Origin of the sequence: Aeoliella sp., from assembly GCF_965227375.1 — a bacterium.
Lineage (GTDB): Bacteria > Planctomycetota > Planctomycetia > Pirellulales > Lacipirellulaceae > Aeoliella.
The window spans coordinates 1,928,347-1,946,684 of sequence record NZ_CBDDFX010000001.1 but is presented as its reverse complement, the minus strand read 5'-3'; the positions used below and the strand labels follow the sequence as shown (position 1 = coordinate 1,946,684).

16 protein-coding genes are annotated in these 18,338 nt (G+C 62.1%); 10 read left to right on the top strand and 6 right to left on the bottom strand.

What is annotated here, in order from left to right; translation table 11 throughout:
• Positions 1 to 165 precede the first annotated feature (165 nt).
• Positions 166 to 585, bottom strand: a complete 420-nt coding sequence (locus ACQK2L_RS07965; RefSeq protein WP_425396410.1) for a hypothetical protein — start codon at positions 583 to 585, stop codon at positions 166 to 168.
• A 554-nt stretch (positions 586 to 1,139) separates the two neighbouring features.
• Here ACQK2L_RS07965 and ACQK2L_RS07960 point away from each other — a divergent pair.
• From ACQK2L_RS07960 to ACQK2L_RS07950, 3 genes are all read left to right on the top strand, one after another.
• Complete coding sequence (locus tag ACQK2L_RS07960; protein ID WP_425396409.1) at positions 1,140 to 2,309, top strand: GTPase; 1,170 nt, start codon at positions 1,140 to 1,142, stop codon at positions 2,307 to 2,309.
• Positions 2,310 to 2,407: 98 nt separating this feature from the next.
• Entirely contained in the window at positions 2,408 to 3,082 is a 675-nt protein-coding gene (locus ACQK2L_RS07955) for a hypothetical protein (RefSeq protein ID WP_425396408.1), read from the top strand.
• An 88-nt stretch (positions 3,083 to 3,170) separates the two neighbouring features.
• Positions 3,171 to 3,671: a hypothetical protein gene (locus tag ACQK2L_RS07950; protein ID WP_425396407.1), complete on the top strand. Its 501-nt coding sequence runs from the start codon at positions 3,171 to 3,173 to the stop codon at positions 3,669 to 3,671.
• A gap of 15 nt (positions 3,672 to 3,686) precedes the next feature.
• On the opposite strand, the gene ACQK2L_RS07945 is transcribed toward ACQK2L_RS07950, so the two are convergent.
• Positions 3,687 to 4,388, bottom strand: a complete 702-nt coding sequence (locus tag ACQK2L_RS07945; RefSeq protein ID WP_425396406.1) for an RsmE family RNA methyltransferase — start codon at positions 4,386 to 4,388, stop codon at positions 3,687 to 3,689.
• A gap of 220 nt (positions 4,389 to 4,608) precedes the next feature.
• Between ACQK2L_RS07945 and ACQK2L_RS07940 the strand changes: the two genes are divergently transcribed.
• Together ACQK2L_RS07940 and ACQK2L_RS07935 are read left to right on the top strand one after the other, a co-directional pair.
• The gene (locus ACQK2L_RS07940) at positions 4,609 to 5,415 is read left to right on the top strand and encodes an ExeA family protein (RefSeq protein ID WP_425396405.1); all 807 of its coding nucleotides are present in this window, start codon (positions 4,609 to 4,611) and stop codon (positions 5,413 to 5,415) included.
• A 93-nt stretch (positions 5,416 to 5,508) separates the two neighbouring features.
• Positions 5,509 to 5,781 (top strand): DUF4404 family protein, encoded by a 273-nt coding sequence (locus ACQK2L_RS07935; protein ID WP_425396404.1) that lies wholly within the window; start codon positions 5,509 to 5,511, stop codon positions 5,779 to 5,781.
• Between the two features lie 119 nt (positions 5,782 to 5,900).
• On the opposite strand, the gene ACQK2L_RS07930 is transcribed toward ACQK2L_RS07935, so the two are convergent.
• Entirely contained in the window at positions 5,901 to 7,103 is a 1,203-nt protein-coding gene (locus tag ACQK2L_RS07930) for a M20/M25/M40 family metallo-hydrolase (RefSeq protein ID WP_425396403.1), read from the bottom strand.
• A 127-nt stretch (positions 7,104 to 7,230) separates the two neighbouring features.
• On the opposite strand from ACQK2L_RS07930, the gene ACQK2L_RS07925 reads away from it, so the two are divergent.
• The 5 genes from ACQK2L_RS07925 to ACQK2L_RS07905 all read left to right on the top strand — a co-directional run bounded on the left by ACQK2L_RS07925 (position 7,231) and on the right by ACQK2L_RS07905 (position 14,958).
• Positions 7,231 to 7,812, top strand: coding sequence for an anthranilate synthase component II (locus ACQK2L_RS07925; RefSeq protein WP_425396402.1), 582 nt, complete (start codon positions 7,231 to 7,233; stop codon positions 7,810 to 7,812).
• Between the two features lie 59 nt (positions 7,813 to 7,871).
• Positions 7,872 to 8,513: an MOSC domain-containing protein gene (locus tag ACQK2L_RS07920; RefSeq protein ID WP_425396401.1), complete on the top strand. Its 642-nt coding sequence runs from the start codon at positions 7,872 to 7,874 to the stop codon at positions 8,511 to 8,513.
• A 1-nt stretch (position 8,514) separates the two neighbouring features.
• Positions 8,515 to 9,759 carry a gephyrin-like molybdotransferase Glp gene (gene glp, locus ACQK2L_RS07915; RefSeq protein ID WP_425396400.1) on the top strand — a complete coding sequence of 415 codons (1,245 nt, stop codon included), beginning with the start codon at positions 8,515 to 8,517 and terminating at the stop codon, positions 9,757 to 9,759.
• A gap of 323 nt (positions 9,760 to 10,082) precedes the next feature.
• Positions 10,083 to 12,413: a PEP-CTERM sorting domain-containing protein gene (locus tag ACQK2L_RS07910; protein ID WP_425396399.1), complete on the top strand. Its 2,331-nt coding sequence runs from the start codon at positions 10,083 to 10,085 to the stop codon at positions 12,411 to 12,413.
• A gap of 307 nt (positions 12,414 to 12,720) precedes the next feature.
• Positions 12,721 to 14,958: a hypothetical protein gene (locus ACQK2L_RS07905; RefSeq protein WP_425396398.1), complete on the top strand. Its 2,238-nt coding sequence runs from the start codon at positions 12,721 to 12,723 to the stop codon at positions 14,956 to 14,958.
• Positions 14,959 to 15,011: 53 nt separating this feature from the next.
• On the opposite strand, the gene ACQK2L_RS07900 is transcribed toward ACQK2L_RS07905, so the two are convergent.
• The 3 genes from ACQK2L_RS07900 to ACQK2L_RS07890 form a co-directional block, all read right to left on the bottom strand.
• Positions 15,012 to 16,031, bottom strand: a complete 1,020-nt coding sequence (locus ACQK2L_RS07900; RefSeq protein ID WP_425396397.1) for a DUF1559 domain-containing protein — start codon at positions 16,029 to 16,031, stop codon at positions 15,012 to 15,014.
• Positions 16,032 to 16,056: 25 nt separating this feature from the next.
• Entirely contained in the window at positions 16,057 to 17,343 is a 1,287-nt protein-coding gene (locus tag ACQK2L_RS07895) for a PEP-CTERM sorting domain-containing protein (protein ID WP_425396396.1), read from the bottom strand.
• Between the two features lie 191 nt (positions 17,344 to 17,534).
• Complete coding sequence (locus tag ACQK2L_RS07890) at positions 17,535 to 18,314, bottom strand: alpha/beta fold hydrolase (RefSeq protein ID WP_425396395.1); 780 nt, start codon at positions 18,312 to 18,314, stop codon at positions 17,535 to 17,537.
• Between the last annotated feature and the right edge of the window lie 24 nt (positions 18,315 to 18,338).

Sequence of the window (18,338 nt, the reverse complement as noted above, 5' to 3'; positions counted from 1 at the left end):
GCCGGATTCGCAAGAATTCGGAAGAACGTCTTAGTTCTTGGTTCCACTCGTCTCACGCAAAGGCGCAAAGGCGCGAAGTTGTGAGACAGCTCGCATAGGAAACTCCTTGGCGTCTTTGCGCCTTGGCGTGAGTAGCTACGTCCCGAATTCTTGCGAATCCGGCTACTAAGATGGGGCCGCAACGACTCCGCGGATTACGTCTCCAATGGTTGCCCAATCCTTATCCCAGGCAATGTTCAACTCGTCCGGCAAACGTTCTTGAAGGGTCTCCAAGGCGTCGTCGCCATTAGAGAGCCAGTTGTCTAGACCCAACTCGTCCCAGAAACCGTCCTCCATGCGCAGGCAGGTTGGCGGCAACATGTAGCAGTCGCTGGCGATTTCCAGCACCTGCTGCACCAGTTGGCGATGCTGGCTATCGAGCGATTCCAACCGCGACAGCTTTAACCACTCGTCAAAGGAAAGTTCGTCTCGCGACGAAGTGATGCGCCGGACACGACGTCGCCACGCCCTGACTTCGAAGACGATGAATAGCAGCATCAGTCCGACGAGGAGGGTGATGTAGGTCCCTGTGTGAATGGCGAGCATGGAATGGTGAGCGTGCGCGAAGCTGGACAGAATGAACAGGAAACTCCTTGGCGTCTTTGCGCTGTGGCGTAAGTAGCTACTTCCGAATTCTTGCGAATCAGGCTACCTCTATGGTGGGACGATTTGCTTTTTCTTTGCCGCTGCCTGTAGGAATTTTACACGCAGCGGGGGATAATGCGGGGTGCGAATTGGGCCTGGTTGGAATGCTGGGGTAGCTGCCGTCGCCAGACCCGCGGAGGACTGGCCACCAGCATTGGTAACTCCAAGTCGCCAGGTGTCCTTGTTAGGGCCCGGCTCGTTCGGCGGAGCGAACGGCCACTATCGGGGTTTTGGGCCAACGGAAAACATGCGGGGAACAACGTGGTGGGTTTTGTCGCACCCCCCGAATGGTTTAGTCGATAAAACAAGGGGTTTCACCACTTGGGTGGGACCAAAACGATTGGGGTTTTGGACCACTGGATCGTGTGTTGGGACAAAACCCCCGGTTTTGGGCCACTGGATCGATGGTGGGGACAAAACCCCGGGCTCCGGTATACTTCGCAAGCAAATTCTTCATGTCTACGAAAACTGACAACTCGCCAACCGTAAGCGTCCTCACTCCGAGTGGGCGGGGGGCGATTGCTGTGGTCAGCGTCGATGGGCCAGGCGCCGCGAACGCGGTGGAGCCTCTCTTCCTGTCCGCGAGTGGGCAGCCGCTTGGCGAGCTTCCTGTGGGCCGAATCGCTTTCGGGCGTTGGAACGCGGCGAACGGCGAGGAAGTGGTCGTCACCCGGTTCGACGATCGCGTCGAAGTCCACTGCCACGGCGGCGTCGCGGCGAGTCGGGCGATTGTGGAGTCGCTCGAGCAGCGCGGTTGCCAGCCGATCGGCCGCGCCGAGTGGCTTGAAGCGAACACGCCCTACCCCATCGCCGCTGCCGCGCACGAGTTACTGGGACGGGTGCAGACCGAAAAGGCCGCGCTCATTCTGTTGGACCAACTCAACGGAGCACTACGCGCTGAGATCGAACGCATCGTGAAACTGCTTGATACCGAGCAATGGAGCGAAGCCCAGCAGGTGCTCCAGACGCTGCTTGAGCGCCAGCCGTTGGGCGAGCGACTCACCCAACCCGCCCGCGTGGTGCTCACCGGACCGCCGAACGTCGGTAAGAGCAGCCTGATCAACGCCCTGGTGGGCTACGAACGGGCGATCGTGTTCGACCTGCCGGGCACGACGCGCGACTTGGTCACAGCCACCACGGCCATTGATGGTTGGGCGGTGGAGCTGGTCGACACAGCCGGTTTGCGCGCGGAGGCAACCGGCATCGAACAGACGGGAATCGAACTCGCCCAGCAGGCGATCGCCGCGGCCGATCTAGTGCTCCGCGTCGGCGATGCGCGGACCTGTCTGTCGGGCGCAGCGCCCGAAACTGTTTTCGACAAATGGGTCGATGGCAAGTCGATCGTGGAAGTGGCCAACAAGGCGGACTTGCTATTGGCGGAGGAACGTAGCGAGCTCTTGGAGCGTGCTAGCGACTCGTTTGCATTGACTTCCGCAACCGCGGTAGAAGGCATCGACACTCTGCTCGCGCGAATCGCCGAAGTGGTCGTACCACAAGAACTACCGCCCGGCGCGGCGGTGCCTGTGACCAAAGAACAATTCGAATCGCTGGAAGCAGCACATCAACATGCGGCAAGTGGTGAGGTTGCCTCGGCGAAGCAAACGTTGCTAGCAATGCTGGGATAGATAATTTTCAAAGTCTTGTGGCCGAGTTTGACGATTAGAGAGTCCGTAGCGGTGTACCACCGCGGAGGCTTGTCTTACTCGCTTTTCGGGAGGTCGTTGTGTCGACCAGATTGTTTGGATGCGCTTTGACGTTGCTGTTTGCCTGGATGTCCGCGCCCGCGGCGTGGGGACAAGTCGACGCGCCGCCCGAGATACCGAGTTGGGCCGATCCTGAGACCAAGCCGGTGAAGCCGGCTCCTCGCGTCACAGCACCCGCCGCAGCGCCGAAGCCGGCTCCGGCTCGCGCACCGCATGCACCGCTGGTCAGCCCGAACACACCACAACGTTTGAGCTACGAGTCGACCGCCCACCTGCCGACTCGCGTGCAGAACGTGATCGATTTTTACGGCGGTGCAACCTCCGCTCGAGCGCTCGCGCAATTGCCGAACCGCCCCTCGTCCGGGATGAGCTCACCGCCGCCGGTGCAACAGGTCACCAAGCCGTTTGAAGGCTCCGTGAGCCGTCCACCCACGGTGAGCCCCTACCTGAACTTGTTCATCGAAGAATCGGACGAAGCACCGCCCAACTACTTCGCCTACGTCCGCCCTGCCCTGCAGCAGCAGCAAACCAACCGTCGGGCGCAGCGTGAGTTCAACACCTTGCAGCGGGAGATTCGCACCGTTTCGTATGGCGAAGCCGTGCAAAACCAAGGTGCCGGAGTGCCCTCCACCGGGCACGGCACCCGCTACCTGAACCGAGGCCGCTACTATCCCACCACGCGACGCCTGCGCTGAACGATGCTGGCCCGCCGCCCGCTGGCTCGTTAGATTGAAGGCGACTCAGGTTGTTCCATTCAATCCTACCGAGTAACGGAGACTGGCGATGAAGGCGTTAAGCACTGTCCTGCTGCTGTTATTGGTGTTTGCAACCGGCGACGCTCGTGCACAAGAAACGGCCGAGGCCGAAGAAGTCACCATCAACGAGCAGGAGGCCAAGCTCTCCGAAATGCTCACCGGCGCGACGTTGCACGGGTTCTTCACCGTCACCCGCGACGGCGATGACGACACCCCGCCCCGCTTGCGCGGCGAGCGGTACGACCTGGTGGAAGTTCGCAAGGTCGACAACAAGGGCAACTGGCTATTCAAAGCCCGCATCCGCTACGGCGACCACGACGTGACGCTGCCGATGACCCTGCCAGTGAAGTGGGCCGGCGACACCCCGGTGGTGGTGGTCGACAACATCGGCTTCCCCGGCCTGGGCACCTACAGTGCAAGAGTGTTGTTCCACGCTGGCCACTACGCAGGCCACTGGAACGGCGCGGACCACGGTGGCAATCTGTTTGGAACGATTGAGAAGAACGAGGAGGAAGAAAGCGAGGAGTAGAGCCTTGCGCGGTGGCTAGTCCGTCGGTACTTTCGAAGCAACCACGGTCACCAGCGCAAGCGCGGCGGTTTCGATTCGCAGGATGCTTGGTCCCAGACCGACGCATTGCCAGCCTTGCTCAATAGCCGCGGCGACTTCCTCGTCGGTGAAACCTCCTTCGGGGCCGACGAGCAGCGACACTTGGTCGCTCACGCTCTGCGCGCCGAGTGGTTCGCCACTGGGATGGGCGATCCACTTCGTGCCGGTCGCCGACGCGATGAACCCTGCCAGCGGTTGCGGCTCGTCGATCTGCAGCAGCGTGTTGCGGCCGCATTGTTTGCTGGCTTCGATCACACCGCGGCGGAGCTTCTCAAGCGACTTGCCCTTGAGGTCGGCGACGCTGCGCTCGGTGGAAAGCGGCACCAGTCGGCTTGCGCCTAGTTCGGTGAGTTTCTCGACGAGCCACTTCTGGCGGTCGCCTTTGGGCAGCGCGACCCCGACCGTGATCCGCACGCCCAGTTCGCGATCGACCTCCGTGCGCTTGCCCACCGCTAGCAGCACTTCGCTGCGTCCGCACTTTTCGACGCTGGCCGTGTACTCGGCGCCTTGGCCATCGAACAGCGTCACTTCGTCGCCCGGCTGCGCTCGCATCACGTGCAGCAGGTGGTGCGCTTCGGGTCCATCGATCACCGCGTGGCCATCGGTGGGTGGGGTCGGCAGGTAGAAACGGTCGGACATACGTTAGGTGCTGCTAGTGCATTGCCAAACGGATCTTTTCGGGTAGCGATCTCCAAGAACTCCTCTATCAACGGAGACGTTTTGTGATCGCTATCCGAAAAGTCCGGCTTGACGAGACGCTAGCACAATGCGGGTGAAGTTAGCTGGCATCTGGGGCCGATTATGACGATTGAGGGGGCGCTGCCCAATCCCTGGTTCATCACCTCAGTTTACTGCTTCCATGTCTTACCTGCGTCACTGGCAGCTCGAAAGCTCACCTTACCGCCCCACCGGCGAGGTCTATCCCGCACCGCCTCACCAGGAGGCCCTGGCCCGGATCGACTATCTGGCCACCGAGCAGCGCTCGCTGGGCGCACTCATCGCGCCGCGCGGGATGGGCAAGACGATGGTGCTGGCCGATGCTCATCGGCATCGCACCCGCGACGGGCGTTACGTGGCCGAGGTCGATGCGTTCGGCATGACGCCGCGGGAGCTGTTGTGGCAGATCGCGTGCGGTTTCGACGCACAGCCGACGCTCGGCGATAGCATCTCGCGACTGTGGCAACGCCTGGCCGACACGGCCGCGGAACACGCGTGGCGACGCGAGTCGGCCATGGTGCTAGTGGACGACGCCGGGCAGGCGGGGCCCGACTTGTGCCAGCAGTTGGTGCGACTGACGCGAGTGGCTGGCATGGCTGGCGCAGCCTGGACGGTGGTGCTGGCCGCCACTCCCACGGAAGCCGAGCGGTGGCCCGACAGCCTGTTGGAGTTAATCGACCTGCGAATCGAACTCTACGCGTGGGACGAGGACACCACGGTCGACTACGTGCAACACGCGCTGATGGCCGCCGGGCGGTTGGAGCCGGTGTTCACCGAAGACGCCCTGCGTCTGATCTACGGTCTGTCGCATGGCATCCCCCGACAGGTGTCCCGCCTGGCCGACTTTTCGCTGGTGGTCGGCGCGGCAGCCTCCACGGCCATCATCGACACGGGCATTGTCGAAAGTGCTCACGGTCAGGTGACTTGGAGCGCCAAGGCGGCAAGCTAAGCAAGCCGGCAATTCTTGTTGGCCACCTCGCAGATTGTTTTGGTACAATAGGGATAGTCCGTCCCCAACTTCTCTCGCAACCGGCACGTAATCATGGATAGCGATCAACTCCGCACCGAACTCACCAAGCTGCACCAAGAGTTGAGCACCGTCGATTCGGTCGACGATTCGACTAAGGAGATGCTAACCACGGTGATGCAGGACATCGTCAAAGTGCTCAGCGGCGAGCAAACCGGCGAGAGCGACGCGCCGCAGGCTTCGAGCGAAAACATCCGCAACATGATGTCGGAGTTCGAGGCCGAACACCCCAAGCTGGCCCAAGCGCTAGGCCAAATCGCCGACGGGCTGCAGAATCTGGGGATCTAAGTCCAGTTCCCTCCCCCGGGCGATTTCGCGCGGGGGACCTCTCATCGACGTGGCGCTCCTCCCGTGAAATTGTTTGGGGGAGGGTTAGGGTGTTGGTAGAGCACAGCAGCAAACTTGCGTCACTCCGCGGTCACCAGCCGCATCGCCTGTCGACACGCGAGTTCGAACTGCTCGATGTCCAGCAGTTCGTCCACCGTGTGGATGTTCTTCTGCCCGCAGCCCAGCGTCACGGCGGGCACTCCGTTGGCTGCCAGCCAGTTGGCGTCGAGGCCGCCGTTGCTGATTTCGAGGGTCGCGGTGCCCCCTTCGGCTTCCACGGCGGCTTGAGCAGCAGCGATCGAGGGATCGTCCTTCGGTAAGCGGAACGAGTCGTAGTCCAAGTGGCCTTCAAAATCGATGCTGCCGCGTTTGCCGCTGACGTTCTTCACTTTTTTGGCGGCCCGCTGGAATGCCTTCTCGATCTCGCGGACGATTCGCTCGCGGAACTTGCTGTCGTGGCTGCGGGCTTCGGCGCGGAGCTTCACGTAGTTGGTCACCACGTTCGTAGCCTGCCCGCCTTCGAACACGCCCACGTTGCTGGTGCCGGTGCCGCCGCGCTTCTCGATGAGTCCGTGCCAGCCGTTCTCCACCAGGTCGGCGATCGCCAGCGACGCAATCGCGATGGCGCTCACCCCTTCTTCCGGCGCACCGCCGGCGTGGCTGGCGATGCCGTGGATGTGGATCGTCATGCGGTAGCCGCCAGTCGCGCCGATGGTGAGCTTGGTGGCCGAGCCGCCATCGTAGTTGAACGCAAGTTGCGGCTTGCCCAGCTTCGATGGTACCACGTACCGCGCGCCGTACAGGCCGACCTCCTCCTGCACGGTCCACAGAAACGTGATCGGGTAGTGCGGTACGTCGCCGGCCAGAAGCTTCTCGGCTGTGGACAGCAGCACCGCCGCACCCGCTCGGTCGTCGGCACCGAGTCCAGTGTTAGGATCGGCCGATTCGACGAACTTGCCTTTGCGCACTGGCTGGCTGCCAACGCAGACCGGCACCGTGTCAACGTGGGCCGAAAGCATCCGTCGCGGCCCGCGAACCGTGCCTGGCAGTTTGAACACGAGGTTGCCCACTTGTCCGGCGAGCGGCGTTTTCTTGTGGGCGTTGTCGTGCACCAGGGCTTTCGCGTCAGCCCCGGCGGCGACCAGTCGCTTGCGGATGAATTCCATCACGGCCCCCTCCTGCCCGCTTGCACCCGGGATGGCCATCAACTGCATGACCAAGTCGAGTTCAGCGGAATTGGCGGACTTGGCAGGGGATTTCTTCTTGGTACGACGCTTGGCCATGATGACTCTGCTGCGAAAGTGGTGTGAGGGGAAGCGATCATTACAACACCCTGCGCGGTTTGCCGCTAGTAGCACTATGTGCTCGCAGGTAGAATGGCATTTCCGCGTAAGTTTGAGAGCCCAAGCTATGATTCTGGTCATCGACAACTACGATTCGTTCACCTACAACCTCGTGCAACGGTTGGGCGAGATTAATGGTGCGCTGGACGTTCGCGTGGTCCGCAACGACGAGTGGACTGCTGAGCAAGTCGAAGAAGCCAAGCCCGAGCGGTTGATCGTCTCGCCCGGTCCCTGCACCCCCAACGAGGCGGGTGTGTCGATGGAGGCCATCAAGCAGATGGCGGGCAAGGTGCCGGTGTTGGGCGTGTGCCTGGGGCATCAGTCAATGGGCCAGGCGTACGGCGCCACGATCGTTCGCGCTCGCAACCTGATGCACGGCAAGGTCGATCAGATTCATCACGACGGGCGGGGGCTGTTCGCGGGGCTGGAGAATCCCTTTCAAGCGACACGTTATCACAGCCTGGTGATCGACCCGGCAACGCTGCCCGACGAGTTCACCGTGACCGCGTGGGCCAACGAACCACACGGCGGCCGCGAGATCATGGCGATCCAGCACAACGAGCTGCCACTCTACGGCGTGCAATTCCACCCCGAGAGTTTCCTCACCCACCGTGGCTTCGACCTGCTGCGAGCCTTCCTGGCGGTGTAGTGTGCTGGGAGCTTGATCTCTGACGTGCGCCCCGTCCAACTCCCACACAACCTCCCGCCATGCAACTCCTGTCGATCAATGTTGGCCGCCCCAAGCTGGTGCAGTATCAAGGCCGAACCATCAGCACAGCCATCTTCAAGTCGCCGGTCGAGGGAGCGGTGGAAGTCACCGAGATGGGCCTGAATGGCGACGCGCAATCGGACAAGTCAGCCCACGGCGGTGTGGACAAGGCCGTGTACGCTTACGACATGGCCGACTACGAGTGGTGGCAAAACGAGTTGGATGGCCGAGAACTCTCGCCGGGCGAGTTCGGCGAGAACCTCACTGTCCGTGGCTTGCCGAGCGCGGAGGTCCAAGTTGGCGATCGCTACCGTATCGGCACGGTGCTGGTGGAAGTCACTCAGCCGCGGCAGCCTTGCTCGAAATTGGGTATCCGCATGCAGATGCCCACGTTCGTCAAGCAGTTCCACTGGGCCGCGCGAACTGGCTTTTACCTGCGGGTACTGGAACCAGGCACGCTCGCCGCGGGGGACGCGATCGAACGGGTCGAGCGGTGCGAAGATTCGCTGTCGATGACCGACATCTACCAGTTGCGCTTTGACGCATCCGCCCAGACCGAGCAGCTAACCCATGCGGCCAACTTGCCCCGCTTGTCCGAATCGTGGCGCGCCGACTTTTGCAAGCTTCTCGAGTCAAGGTAAAATGGATTCACTCAAGGCGGTGTCCAGCATGAAAACGGTCGACGAAGCACTGCAACTGGTGGGGCAGCACGCGGCGCAACTTGCGCCGATGCGAGTCCGCCTGCGCGATGCGCTGGGCCTGGTACTGGCCGCCGACGTGACCAGCGACGTCGACTCGCCGCCCTACAATAAAGCGATGATGGATGGCTTTGCCGTGGTGGCAAGCGACCGTTCGCCCACGCGGACCATCATCGAAAGCATCATGGCGGGCGACGTTCCGCGGCGGCCCATTCGCCCCGGCACTACTGCCCGAGTGATGACCGGCGCGCCGCTGCCCGACGGAGCCACCGCGGTGGTGCCGGTGGAGCAAACCGAACTGGTGGACGAGCAGACGGTGCGCCTCGAGTGGGTCGATCCCCCGCCCGGCAAGCACATCATGCCGCAAGGCTTGTCGATGTCGACCGGGCAGTGCATCGCCCAGGCCGGCACCGTGGTGAACTCGGTCGTCATGGCCATTCTCGCCGAAGCTGGCGCGGCCGTGGTGAGCGCTGTTCCACGGCCCACCGTGTCGGTGCTCACCACCGGCAACGAATTGGTATCGGTCGACGAACGCCCCGCCGCGGGTCAGATTCGCAATTCCAACGGACCGCTGCTCGAGAGCGCGTTGCTCGAAAGGAACTGCACCCCCAACGTGCTACCTTCGGGCCGCGACGAATTGCACGAACTGGTGGAACTCTCACAGCAAGGCCTCGACGCCGATGTGCTGCTGGTGACCGGCGGCGTTTCGGCCGGCGTGAAGGATCTGGTTCCGGCCGCTCTGAGTGCGGCGGGCGTCGAGCAGGTGTTCCACAAGGTGGCCCTCAAGCCGGGCAAGCCCCTATGGTTTGGCATCGTGCCCCGTGAGAACGGCCCCGCGCGGTTGGTGTTCGGGCTGCCCGGCAATCCGGTGAGCGGACTGGTCTGTTTCCACTTATTCGTGGCCCCCGCGTTGGCAGTTTTGGCCGGGAGGGCCGACTCGGTGGTGCAGCGTCTGGCGACCGGCACAGCCGCTGGCGAGTTCTCCTACGCCGGCGGCCGCGAGATGTTTCGCCCCGCGTACGTCGATGCGCAGCACCGCGTCGAGATGTTCCCCTGGCACGGTTCGGCCGATCTGGCGGGCATGGCCCGAGCCAATTGCCTGGCCCATTTACCCGAATCGGGCATCGAGTTGGCCGCGGGCCAGCGCGTGGAGTACCTGCGATTGCCGGGCTCCGAACCGCCGAAATAGGACCTAAATACCCGCAAATACGGGACTTGGGCACGCCGGCGGCGCCAGCAAAAAGGTTGACAAACACCACTGCTGTTAGTGATTATAGAGGGAGCCCAGCGCCACGGTTCCCGCTGCGCCTCCCTGGGCGCCACCGGGGAGCCTACGAGCTCTTGGGTAACGGAACAAAACTGCCCACCCACATAGATTATCGCTTCCTCATTGCAGCCGCTCGCCCCGCGGGCCTTCGGCGAGTGGCGCAACGCTTACGACGGTCACGCCTTCGACGATATCAATAAGTACTCGGCACCTATTGGGGCGAAGTAAGAGAAAAGGCACCTTTCATGACTCCCTCCGCGATCGTTTCCTCCTGCCGCGCGCTGCGGTGGGTTCGCTTGTCGTTCGCCCCGCTCGCGGTGGCCTTGCTGTTGCCGGTGGCAACGGTGCAAGCGGATGTCCGCCTGACGGGCGACCATTCGCCCGCCGACAGCATCTTTACGGACAAGGACTTCAGCAACTCGGAAGATCCATCTCTGTTTGGCACCGTGGTGGGCAACGAAGGTATCCAAGAGTGGCTGCGATTTCAGTCCTTTGGCTTCCCTGATCCACCTGGCCCCGACATTGAGTATCAACACACTTTCGAAGAGGGCGATATTGGCAAGGTCAACATCGAGATCGGCATCAACGGTGTTGGTGCCATGGCGATGGACGGTGGCAGCATGCTGCGGTACGGCCACTTGGTAATTGGTGGATCTTTGGACGACATCGATGTCGATGACCCCGACGACTTTAGCAGTCCGACCGGTGTGGGCACGGTCACCATTTCTGGTTTTGGCACGGTGTTCAACAGCAACCCCAGACCGGGTTTGATTCCCTCCGCCCTGCGTGCCCTGACGGATCCCTCACCGCGTCCTGACAGCGGCACGGGCTACGACGTTTACGTCGGCCTGAGTGGCTCCGGCGCGCTGGAACTCAGCGACGGTGGTCGAATGGAAATCGAAGATGGACTGTACGTTGGCCAGGGGCCCGAATCGCACGGCTACGTGCTCGTGCGCGGTATCGGCTCGGTGCTCGACCAGGCCGGCCTCACTCCTTCGGACAACGAGAACGACCCGGACGAATCGAACCCGATGGTCATCGGCGCACTGGGCACCGGCATCGTGGAAGTGCGCGAAGGTGGGCTCATTCGAGCTGGCGCTGGCATTGCCGTTGGTTCGTTGAACGTAGGCACGCTGGACGACGAAGATAGCGACCAGGACAGCGAATTCAGCACCAACGATCGTATCCAGGGCAGCGCCATTCTGGACATCGACGGATACGGATCACGAGTGCTGTCCCAGGGTGGCCTGGGTGTTGGCATTTGGCACAACGAAATCGACGAGTATACGAATCCGGTTGGCTTTAGCAGTCTGCTCACGGTAACCAACGGTGGCTCGCTGAAGATCTCGCGAACCGTCGACTCCGAAGGCGACACGCCGGAAGAGGCGGATCTGCTGGTGGGCAAGCTCGGCCAGCTGACCCTCGACGGCGGCTACATCACGGTCGAAGATCGCGTCGGCAACGATGGGATTCTGGGCGGTTCCGGATTCCTCGACACCGGCACCTTCCGAAATCGCCGGCTCGGCACTGTGCGTGTGAACGAGGATGAAGTGCTGCGAGTCACGGCTGGAGGCGATGAACTTGTAACCGACATTAACGGCACCTACGTGATCGCCAACGACGGTTTGATTGACGTCGATGGCGGCGAAATCGTGTTCGAGCGGCTCTACGAATTCCCGACCGACCAGTTCTTCAATCGCATCGACTTCAGCTCCCCCACCCTGCCCCCCAAGCCAGGGCGGATTCACGGACAGAACGCGGTGATGCGTTTCCGCTCGGGCTTGGAAAACCAAGCGGAGCTGGCCTTCACCGCTGGCGACAATAGCCTGGAAGGAGACACCGTAAACGCCCCCACCGGCAACATCATCCTGTCGGGTGGTGCCAACGCGGTGTTCGAGGACGACCTGACAAACCTGGGCGACATCGAGCTGGGCCCCGACGGAACCACCGTGTCGCTCACCGTGCTGGGGAATTTCACCGGCATGACCAACTCAACCTTGAGCCTGGGAATCGGCGCCGGCGTGAACGGACCTGCGATCAGCAACCTGACCGTCGCTGGCAACGTCGAACTGGGCGGCGAGTTGATTGTCGACCTCACCAGCACCGGGCCCAGCCCGCTCACGCTGGACCCTGGCGATGAGTTTGAGATCATCTCCAGCACCGGCATCATGAACGGCGTGTTCTCGATTCTGTCACTGCCAATGCTGTCCGATCCGACCTGGAGCTGGGGTATCGACTACAGCAATTCCGACTTCACCCTGGTGGTGCTCGACATCATAACCTTGGGCGGCGACTTCAACGGAGACAACTTCGTCGATGCTGCGGACCTGGCCATTTGGCAGGAGAACTTCGGCATTCAAATGGGCGCCACCGGCGCGCAGGGCGATGCCGACATGGATGGCGACGTCGACATCGACGACTACTACATCTGGCTCGGCCAGGTGGGCGGTGCGCCTGCGGCGCCGATCGCGTCGGTGACCGCTGGCCAATTCGTCGGATCTGCCGTTCCCGAGCCGAGCACGGTTTGCCTGCTGCTATCGGCCGTCGCTGGCGTCTGGTACCTTCGCCGCCGCTAGCATTCGTGGCTACGCCTGTTACGCGTCTCAGAAGCGTCTGTCGATCGCTGCGCGCTGAGTGCGCCACGCCTATCCTACTAGAGCGCTTTCAGAATTAGCGATGCTAGCGGCAAGGCGCTGTTTGTGACGATTATGGCGATTTCTCTTGGTATTCCTGTTGCACGATCTGAGCGGTTGTCGATAAGGCGCACAAGCGCGGAAAGGTGCAACAGTAGCTCACGCCGCGCCATATAGCCAAACATTGTCGACGTCGGCCCCTGGAAGGGTGCTATTTGGGCGGCGCGACACGGGTTCAGGAGGAACACCCATGCGTCATTTCGGCCACTTCTCTCGCATCGCGCGGATTGCTCGCGGTTGTCGCATCGTCCTGGTGGGCGGCGCTTTTTGCCTGGTACCGACGACCTTCGTGCATGCCGCGGACGACATCGCCACATCGGTGGTCGACGACTCGCTCGATAACTCGGTAGTGGTCGCCAAGAGCAAACTAGATCCAGCCGAGATGGTGGATGAGCAAGGCGAAGGCCTTCAGCCCATTTCCACCGTGGCGGAAAAGGAACCGCAGCTTGCCGACCCCGAGCAGCAGCTCGAACCTCCCACCTCGGAGGTATCCGCCAGCGCTGCCCAGAAGGCGCCCATCAAGGTCGCCTCGAACACCACCGAGGTCGAAACCGCGCCGGCGGAGATGGCGCCTCAGCCTCCGCAGCCGGCCGTGTTCCATGGCATTCAGCCGGGTGTGTCGACCAAGAAGCAACTGATCGACCTGTGGGGCACGCCCGACGAAGTGGGTCCCACCGAGACCGGCCAACTGATGAAGTTCCACATGGACAGCTTCCGGGGCGTCGAAGTCCTGGTGGAGGATGGTCTGGTGACGCTGATGAAAATCAGCCTACACGCGGCATCCTCGCCGGATGAATTGGCCCAGAAGGTGGCCGCCGATCCCCAAGAAGCCGTCAAGGTGATCAACGACGAAACCGGGCACGTGGCCGCTTACGCTTATCCCGAGCGCGGCATCGTGATGGTCATCGACACGTCCGACGACATCACGCCGCAGGAGACCGAACAGGTCTCCGAGATGCTGCTTCAACCGCTCGACGCCGAGACCTTCTGCCTGCGTGCCGAGCAGCGGACCCTGGGCAACCTGACGCTCCGCATCGCCGACCTCAAGCAGGCGGTGACCTTGGCGCCGCGTGAGGCTCACGCGCACTGGATGCTTTCGCGGGCGTTGACCGACGCTGGCTTGGCGGAAGAAGCCGAGGCCGAAGCCAAGCGGGCGGTGGACCTCGAATCCGACAACATGGCTTACCGTCAGCAGTGGGGCAAGACCCTCGCCGCGGTGGGCAAATACGACAACGCGGTGATCATCACCCGCGAGGTGCTCGACGCCGAAAACGTCGCCACGCTGACCCGCGCTGCCGCTCTGCACGAGATGGGCCTGTTGGCGTCGTTGGGCGATGCCAGCATCGCGGGTAAGGCCGTCGGATTCCACAACATGGCAATCGCCGAAGCGGACAAGCTGGCCACCAGCGATAACGCGGGCGAACGTCGCGAAGCGAAGCGGCTGTTGGTGGGCGCCCACCTGGCCATCGCCATCGAGATTTCGCATCGCGATTACGAAGACAACATGGACAACGTCGCCCAGTGGGTCACCCGGGCGTCGGCACTGGCCGAAGAACTGATCGAGAACGACGGAGGCGACCTGGGTCTGCGGATCACGGTGGCCGAACGTTCGCTTGCGGCCCTGGCCAGCTTCAAGCCGTCGAACAATCCCGAGCCGCTGATTCATGAGATCGAGGAGACGCTCAAAGAGATCAAATCGCAGACGGACGATCCTCTGTGGATGGATCAGCTGGAGTGGACCATCGGCGTCGCGTATCAGCACGCACTGGAAATTGAGCATCACCGTCGTCATCCAAAGCAGGCGCTCGAGTACTCCGAGAAGGCAATCGAACTGATGGCCGATAAGGCGGAAGCGCGTCGTGAGTTGGCCTCCACCGAGCAAGTCATCGGCAAGCTGTACTTCCACATCGGTGCGGTTCACGCCGTGCACGAGTCGGAGCACGGCGAGGCCGTGGAGTGGTACGATCGTGCATTCCCGCTGATGGTCAATGACAAGCCAAAGTCGGAGTTGCTGGTGCCCCGCCACGAGGGCGAAGCCCTGGTGAGCATGGCCGTCTCCTACTGGGATCAGGACGACCAGGACCGCGCGATCAAGCTCACCGAGATGGGCGCCGATTTGATCGAGCAGGCGGTGACCGGCGGCGTGATCACCAAGGAGAACCTGGCCGTGCCGTACGGCAACCTGGCAGCGATGCACAAGCAATTGGGCAACACCGCCGAGGCCCAACGGTACGCCAAGCTAGTCGATTCGGTGAAGGCCGCCACCAGCGCCGAAGCCAAGCCGCCAACCAAGACGAAGTCGCCCGGCGTCGCGCAGAACAGGAGCCGGCAGCGCAGTTCGGCGACCGCGTCGCGCCGCAACTCCACTTCGCCTCAACAGCAGCAACAGCAGCGGACCAATAACCGCTCGCGGGTCATGAAGCGCTAAGGGCGTTCCAGCTACTGGGGAACTTGGAGCGGCACACAGTTCGCCTTGCGGCGTTACTGCGGCACTTCGCCCCCGGCACGAGTGGCCATCGCCTGCCAGACGCTCGCGTCGACTTCGTCGCTGACAAACATCACCGCCCCGTCGGCCATCAGCACATTGACCCCACCGGGATGATTGCTGCGCGCGGCGCGCCAGCCGTAGGGGCGGAAGCGAGTTTGGGGAGTGCTGCTGAAACCGGCCTCGACTCCCATGCAGTCGGGCACGGCCGAGTTGGGTAGCAAGTAGTGATTGTACATCGCGCAGCGGTACTCGCCGTTCACCCAACCGAATCCACGGGGGTCGGTGACGTTCCACTGCTGGGTCGAACCACAGCGCGACTCGGAGAGATCTTTTCGAGTAATGAACTTGTACTCTAGCTGGACGTTGTGTTCCGCGTCGCCCCTTCCAGCGGGTTGACCAAGCGTGCTCTCCGACGCCAGAGCGGTGTTCGACAGTCCATCCTGGATGCGAGCTGGACGGACGCGCGAATTCTCGAACGCTACTCCGTCGGTATCGTGAGGAGCCCCGCCATCGATTCCCGATCCGGTGGAAAGTGCATAGTTGGTTGGCGCGAAATCGGTGTTCTCCGTTTGGCCAATGTCGCTGGCGCAAAGGAATTCCGGCACCCGAATGCGAACCGCATCCACGTTCTCTTCACTCACCACCAGCTGAGGTGTGTAGAGCGGAACCGTCAGATCGATCGCGTTGTAAGCCGCCGTGTTCTCCATGTAGGGAGAGAGGTGAGCGAGACCGCTCCATCGGTAGAACGTCCACGGAGCGGCTGGCGATGCAGGGTACTCCTGGGCCGTTGTGCCGGGTGGGAAGTAACCTCGGGCGCTTACGTGGTTCTGCGTGGCGATTCCCAATTGTCGCAGGTTGTTTTTGCACTGCGTATTTCTTGCCGACCCCCGCGCGGCCTGAATGGCTGGCAGCAACAGCCCTACCAGGATGCCGATGATGGCAATCACCACCAGCAACTCGACCAGCGTAAAGCCAGTTGCACCGACCCCACGATTGGCGCGAGCATCCTTCATGCAGTTCCTTCCCTTGCGGAGGTGTTTAGCAACGTCCCTGTTTGCGATACCAGCAGACGGTTCCCAACAGTGCCATTCCGGCCACCCAAACAGTGGCGGGCTCTGGCACGTTGGCTACTACAGCAGCGCCCGGCACCAAGCCAGTCGCTCCCAGGGTATTGCGCCAGATAGTGTAGTCAGCGATGTCGACCAGGCCATCGCCGTTGCCATCGGCGCCGCTGGTTGGAATCACCTGGCTGCCAAAATCGTCCTTCCACTTCACGTAGTCGGCGTTATCGACGTTGCCGTCTCCGTTGAAGTCGCCCGGAAGCAGGTCGGGCACCACGATCACAGCACTGGCTGGCTCGATCTCCGACAGAAACGGGACTGCTGGATTTCCCGCGAAGTCGACCTCGAACACTTGCCCGGTTCCGGCGCTGCCCATACCAAGGGCGGCAACCAGCAGTCCATCGCCCGCGCGGTTGGGCCACATGTTGGTCGGGGAACTGACGAAAGCTCCGCTCACGGGGGGCAGTGTCGCCAACGTGCTGGGATTGGTGCCGTCTGGGTCGTACTGCAGGACCGAATGTCCCGAAGGATTCAACGAAGGAGCATGAGAGACAAAAATGTTGCCTGAACCATCGACGTACATTCCCGTCGGTGCAAGTGCTTCGCCTGGCGCTTGGGTAATGAAGGACTCAATCGTGTCGTTCTCGACATCGACCTTGAAGATGGTGCCCAGGTCGTAATCGGCAAGAAGCAAATCGCCGGCCGGGTCGAACGCCAAACCGGTAAGGCGTCCAAATTCGACCGTGGTGGACTCCAACAGGGTATCAACCGGAGCCCCGGTATCGGGATTGAAGATGCGTATGCCCGGCTTGCCGCCAGAGCCAGATACATCATCTCCATCTATGACGTACAGCATGGAGTCGGGGCCGATAGTGAGTGCCGGAAATCCAAACGTTGGTGGATCGGTCTGGGTAGTTGCGAACACTCCAGGTGGCAGAGGAGCCGAGGGGTGTGGCAGCGGTGTGCTAGTGGCCGCGTCGAATTGCAGTACCAGTCCTGCACTGTCGGCGACAAACAGCCGGCCATCTGAAGTCGTGGCCATGCTCGAAGGAAACAAAGGAACCGCGGATTCTCCAAGGGGGATCGACACGGCTGGAATGTCTCCCACCGGAAGCGGAGTACCAGTCCATTCGTCGTACCGTTTGACTCCGCTGGGTTGGAAAGTGACCGGGTCGACCGAACTGACCAAAATATCCCCCCGCACTTCCATCGCGGCGGTAAACAGAAACACAATTCCAAACGTCCAACAGACAAATCGATTCATGGTGCAGAGATTCTTCGTCAAAAGGGTGCAAGGCAGGTAGGTTCGTCGAATCGCGCAACTTCGCGACGGCGGGCGGCCGGAGAATGACGCCTGGATCGCCTGCGGCCGCGGGGTGGGACTTCGTATAATAACGAATCGAGACCCCGGACGCGACTATTTTCCCCCGCCCACTCAACCCCGCGCCCGGGCAATCAGACCGGTAGTCGCAAATGTTCTTGCTCAAGACTTTGAGCGACGAACTCCACCACTCGGGGGGCCATGGCGTGAAAATAGTCCCAACTGTGGCCCCCGGCTGAAGTTACGAGATCGCACTGGTGGGGAATGCCCAGCGACGAGAGCTTCATCTGCAGCCGATCGGCCCCCTCGTGCCAGTGGTCGAGCGGGTCGGAGCAGAAAAACTGGTGTCGCGGCCAGTTCAAGGGATGCACGTGCAGCGTGGCGGTGTCCTGTCGGGCGTGCTCGGGGTCGCGGTACAGCTTGCGCAAGCCGGGCACGATATCCGTCTGGGCCGTTGGCCGCTCGAGCCACTGGTGAAAGTCGATGGCGGGCGAAATGGCAGCCGCCACCGGGAATTTGCCGGGGAATCTGTAGGCCATGCGCAGGGCCGCCTGGCCGCCCATGCTCACGCCCACCAGGCCGATTCGAGGGGGCTCGATCGCCCACCGCTCCTGGATGGCCTGCACCACGTCGTGCACTACGTAGTGCTCGGCGGTTCTGCTATCGTCGAAATCTCCAAGCGGCCGATCGCTCCACCAACTCTCGCCCGAATGGGGAGCGATCACCCGCAATCCGCGCTGGGCCAACTCGGCGGTGAACACCGGGTCTTCGGCCAGATCCTCGCAGCCCACCGCATGCAGGTAGATGACGGCCAAATTGTGCGGATGCGGCTCGGTGGGCTCCAAAACGCTAGCGCGATGCCCTGCGATTTCGACCGACGACCACGCGCCAGAGGGGGAACTATTTTGTACCATGCGTATCTCCCATTGGACCCTCCG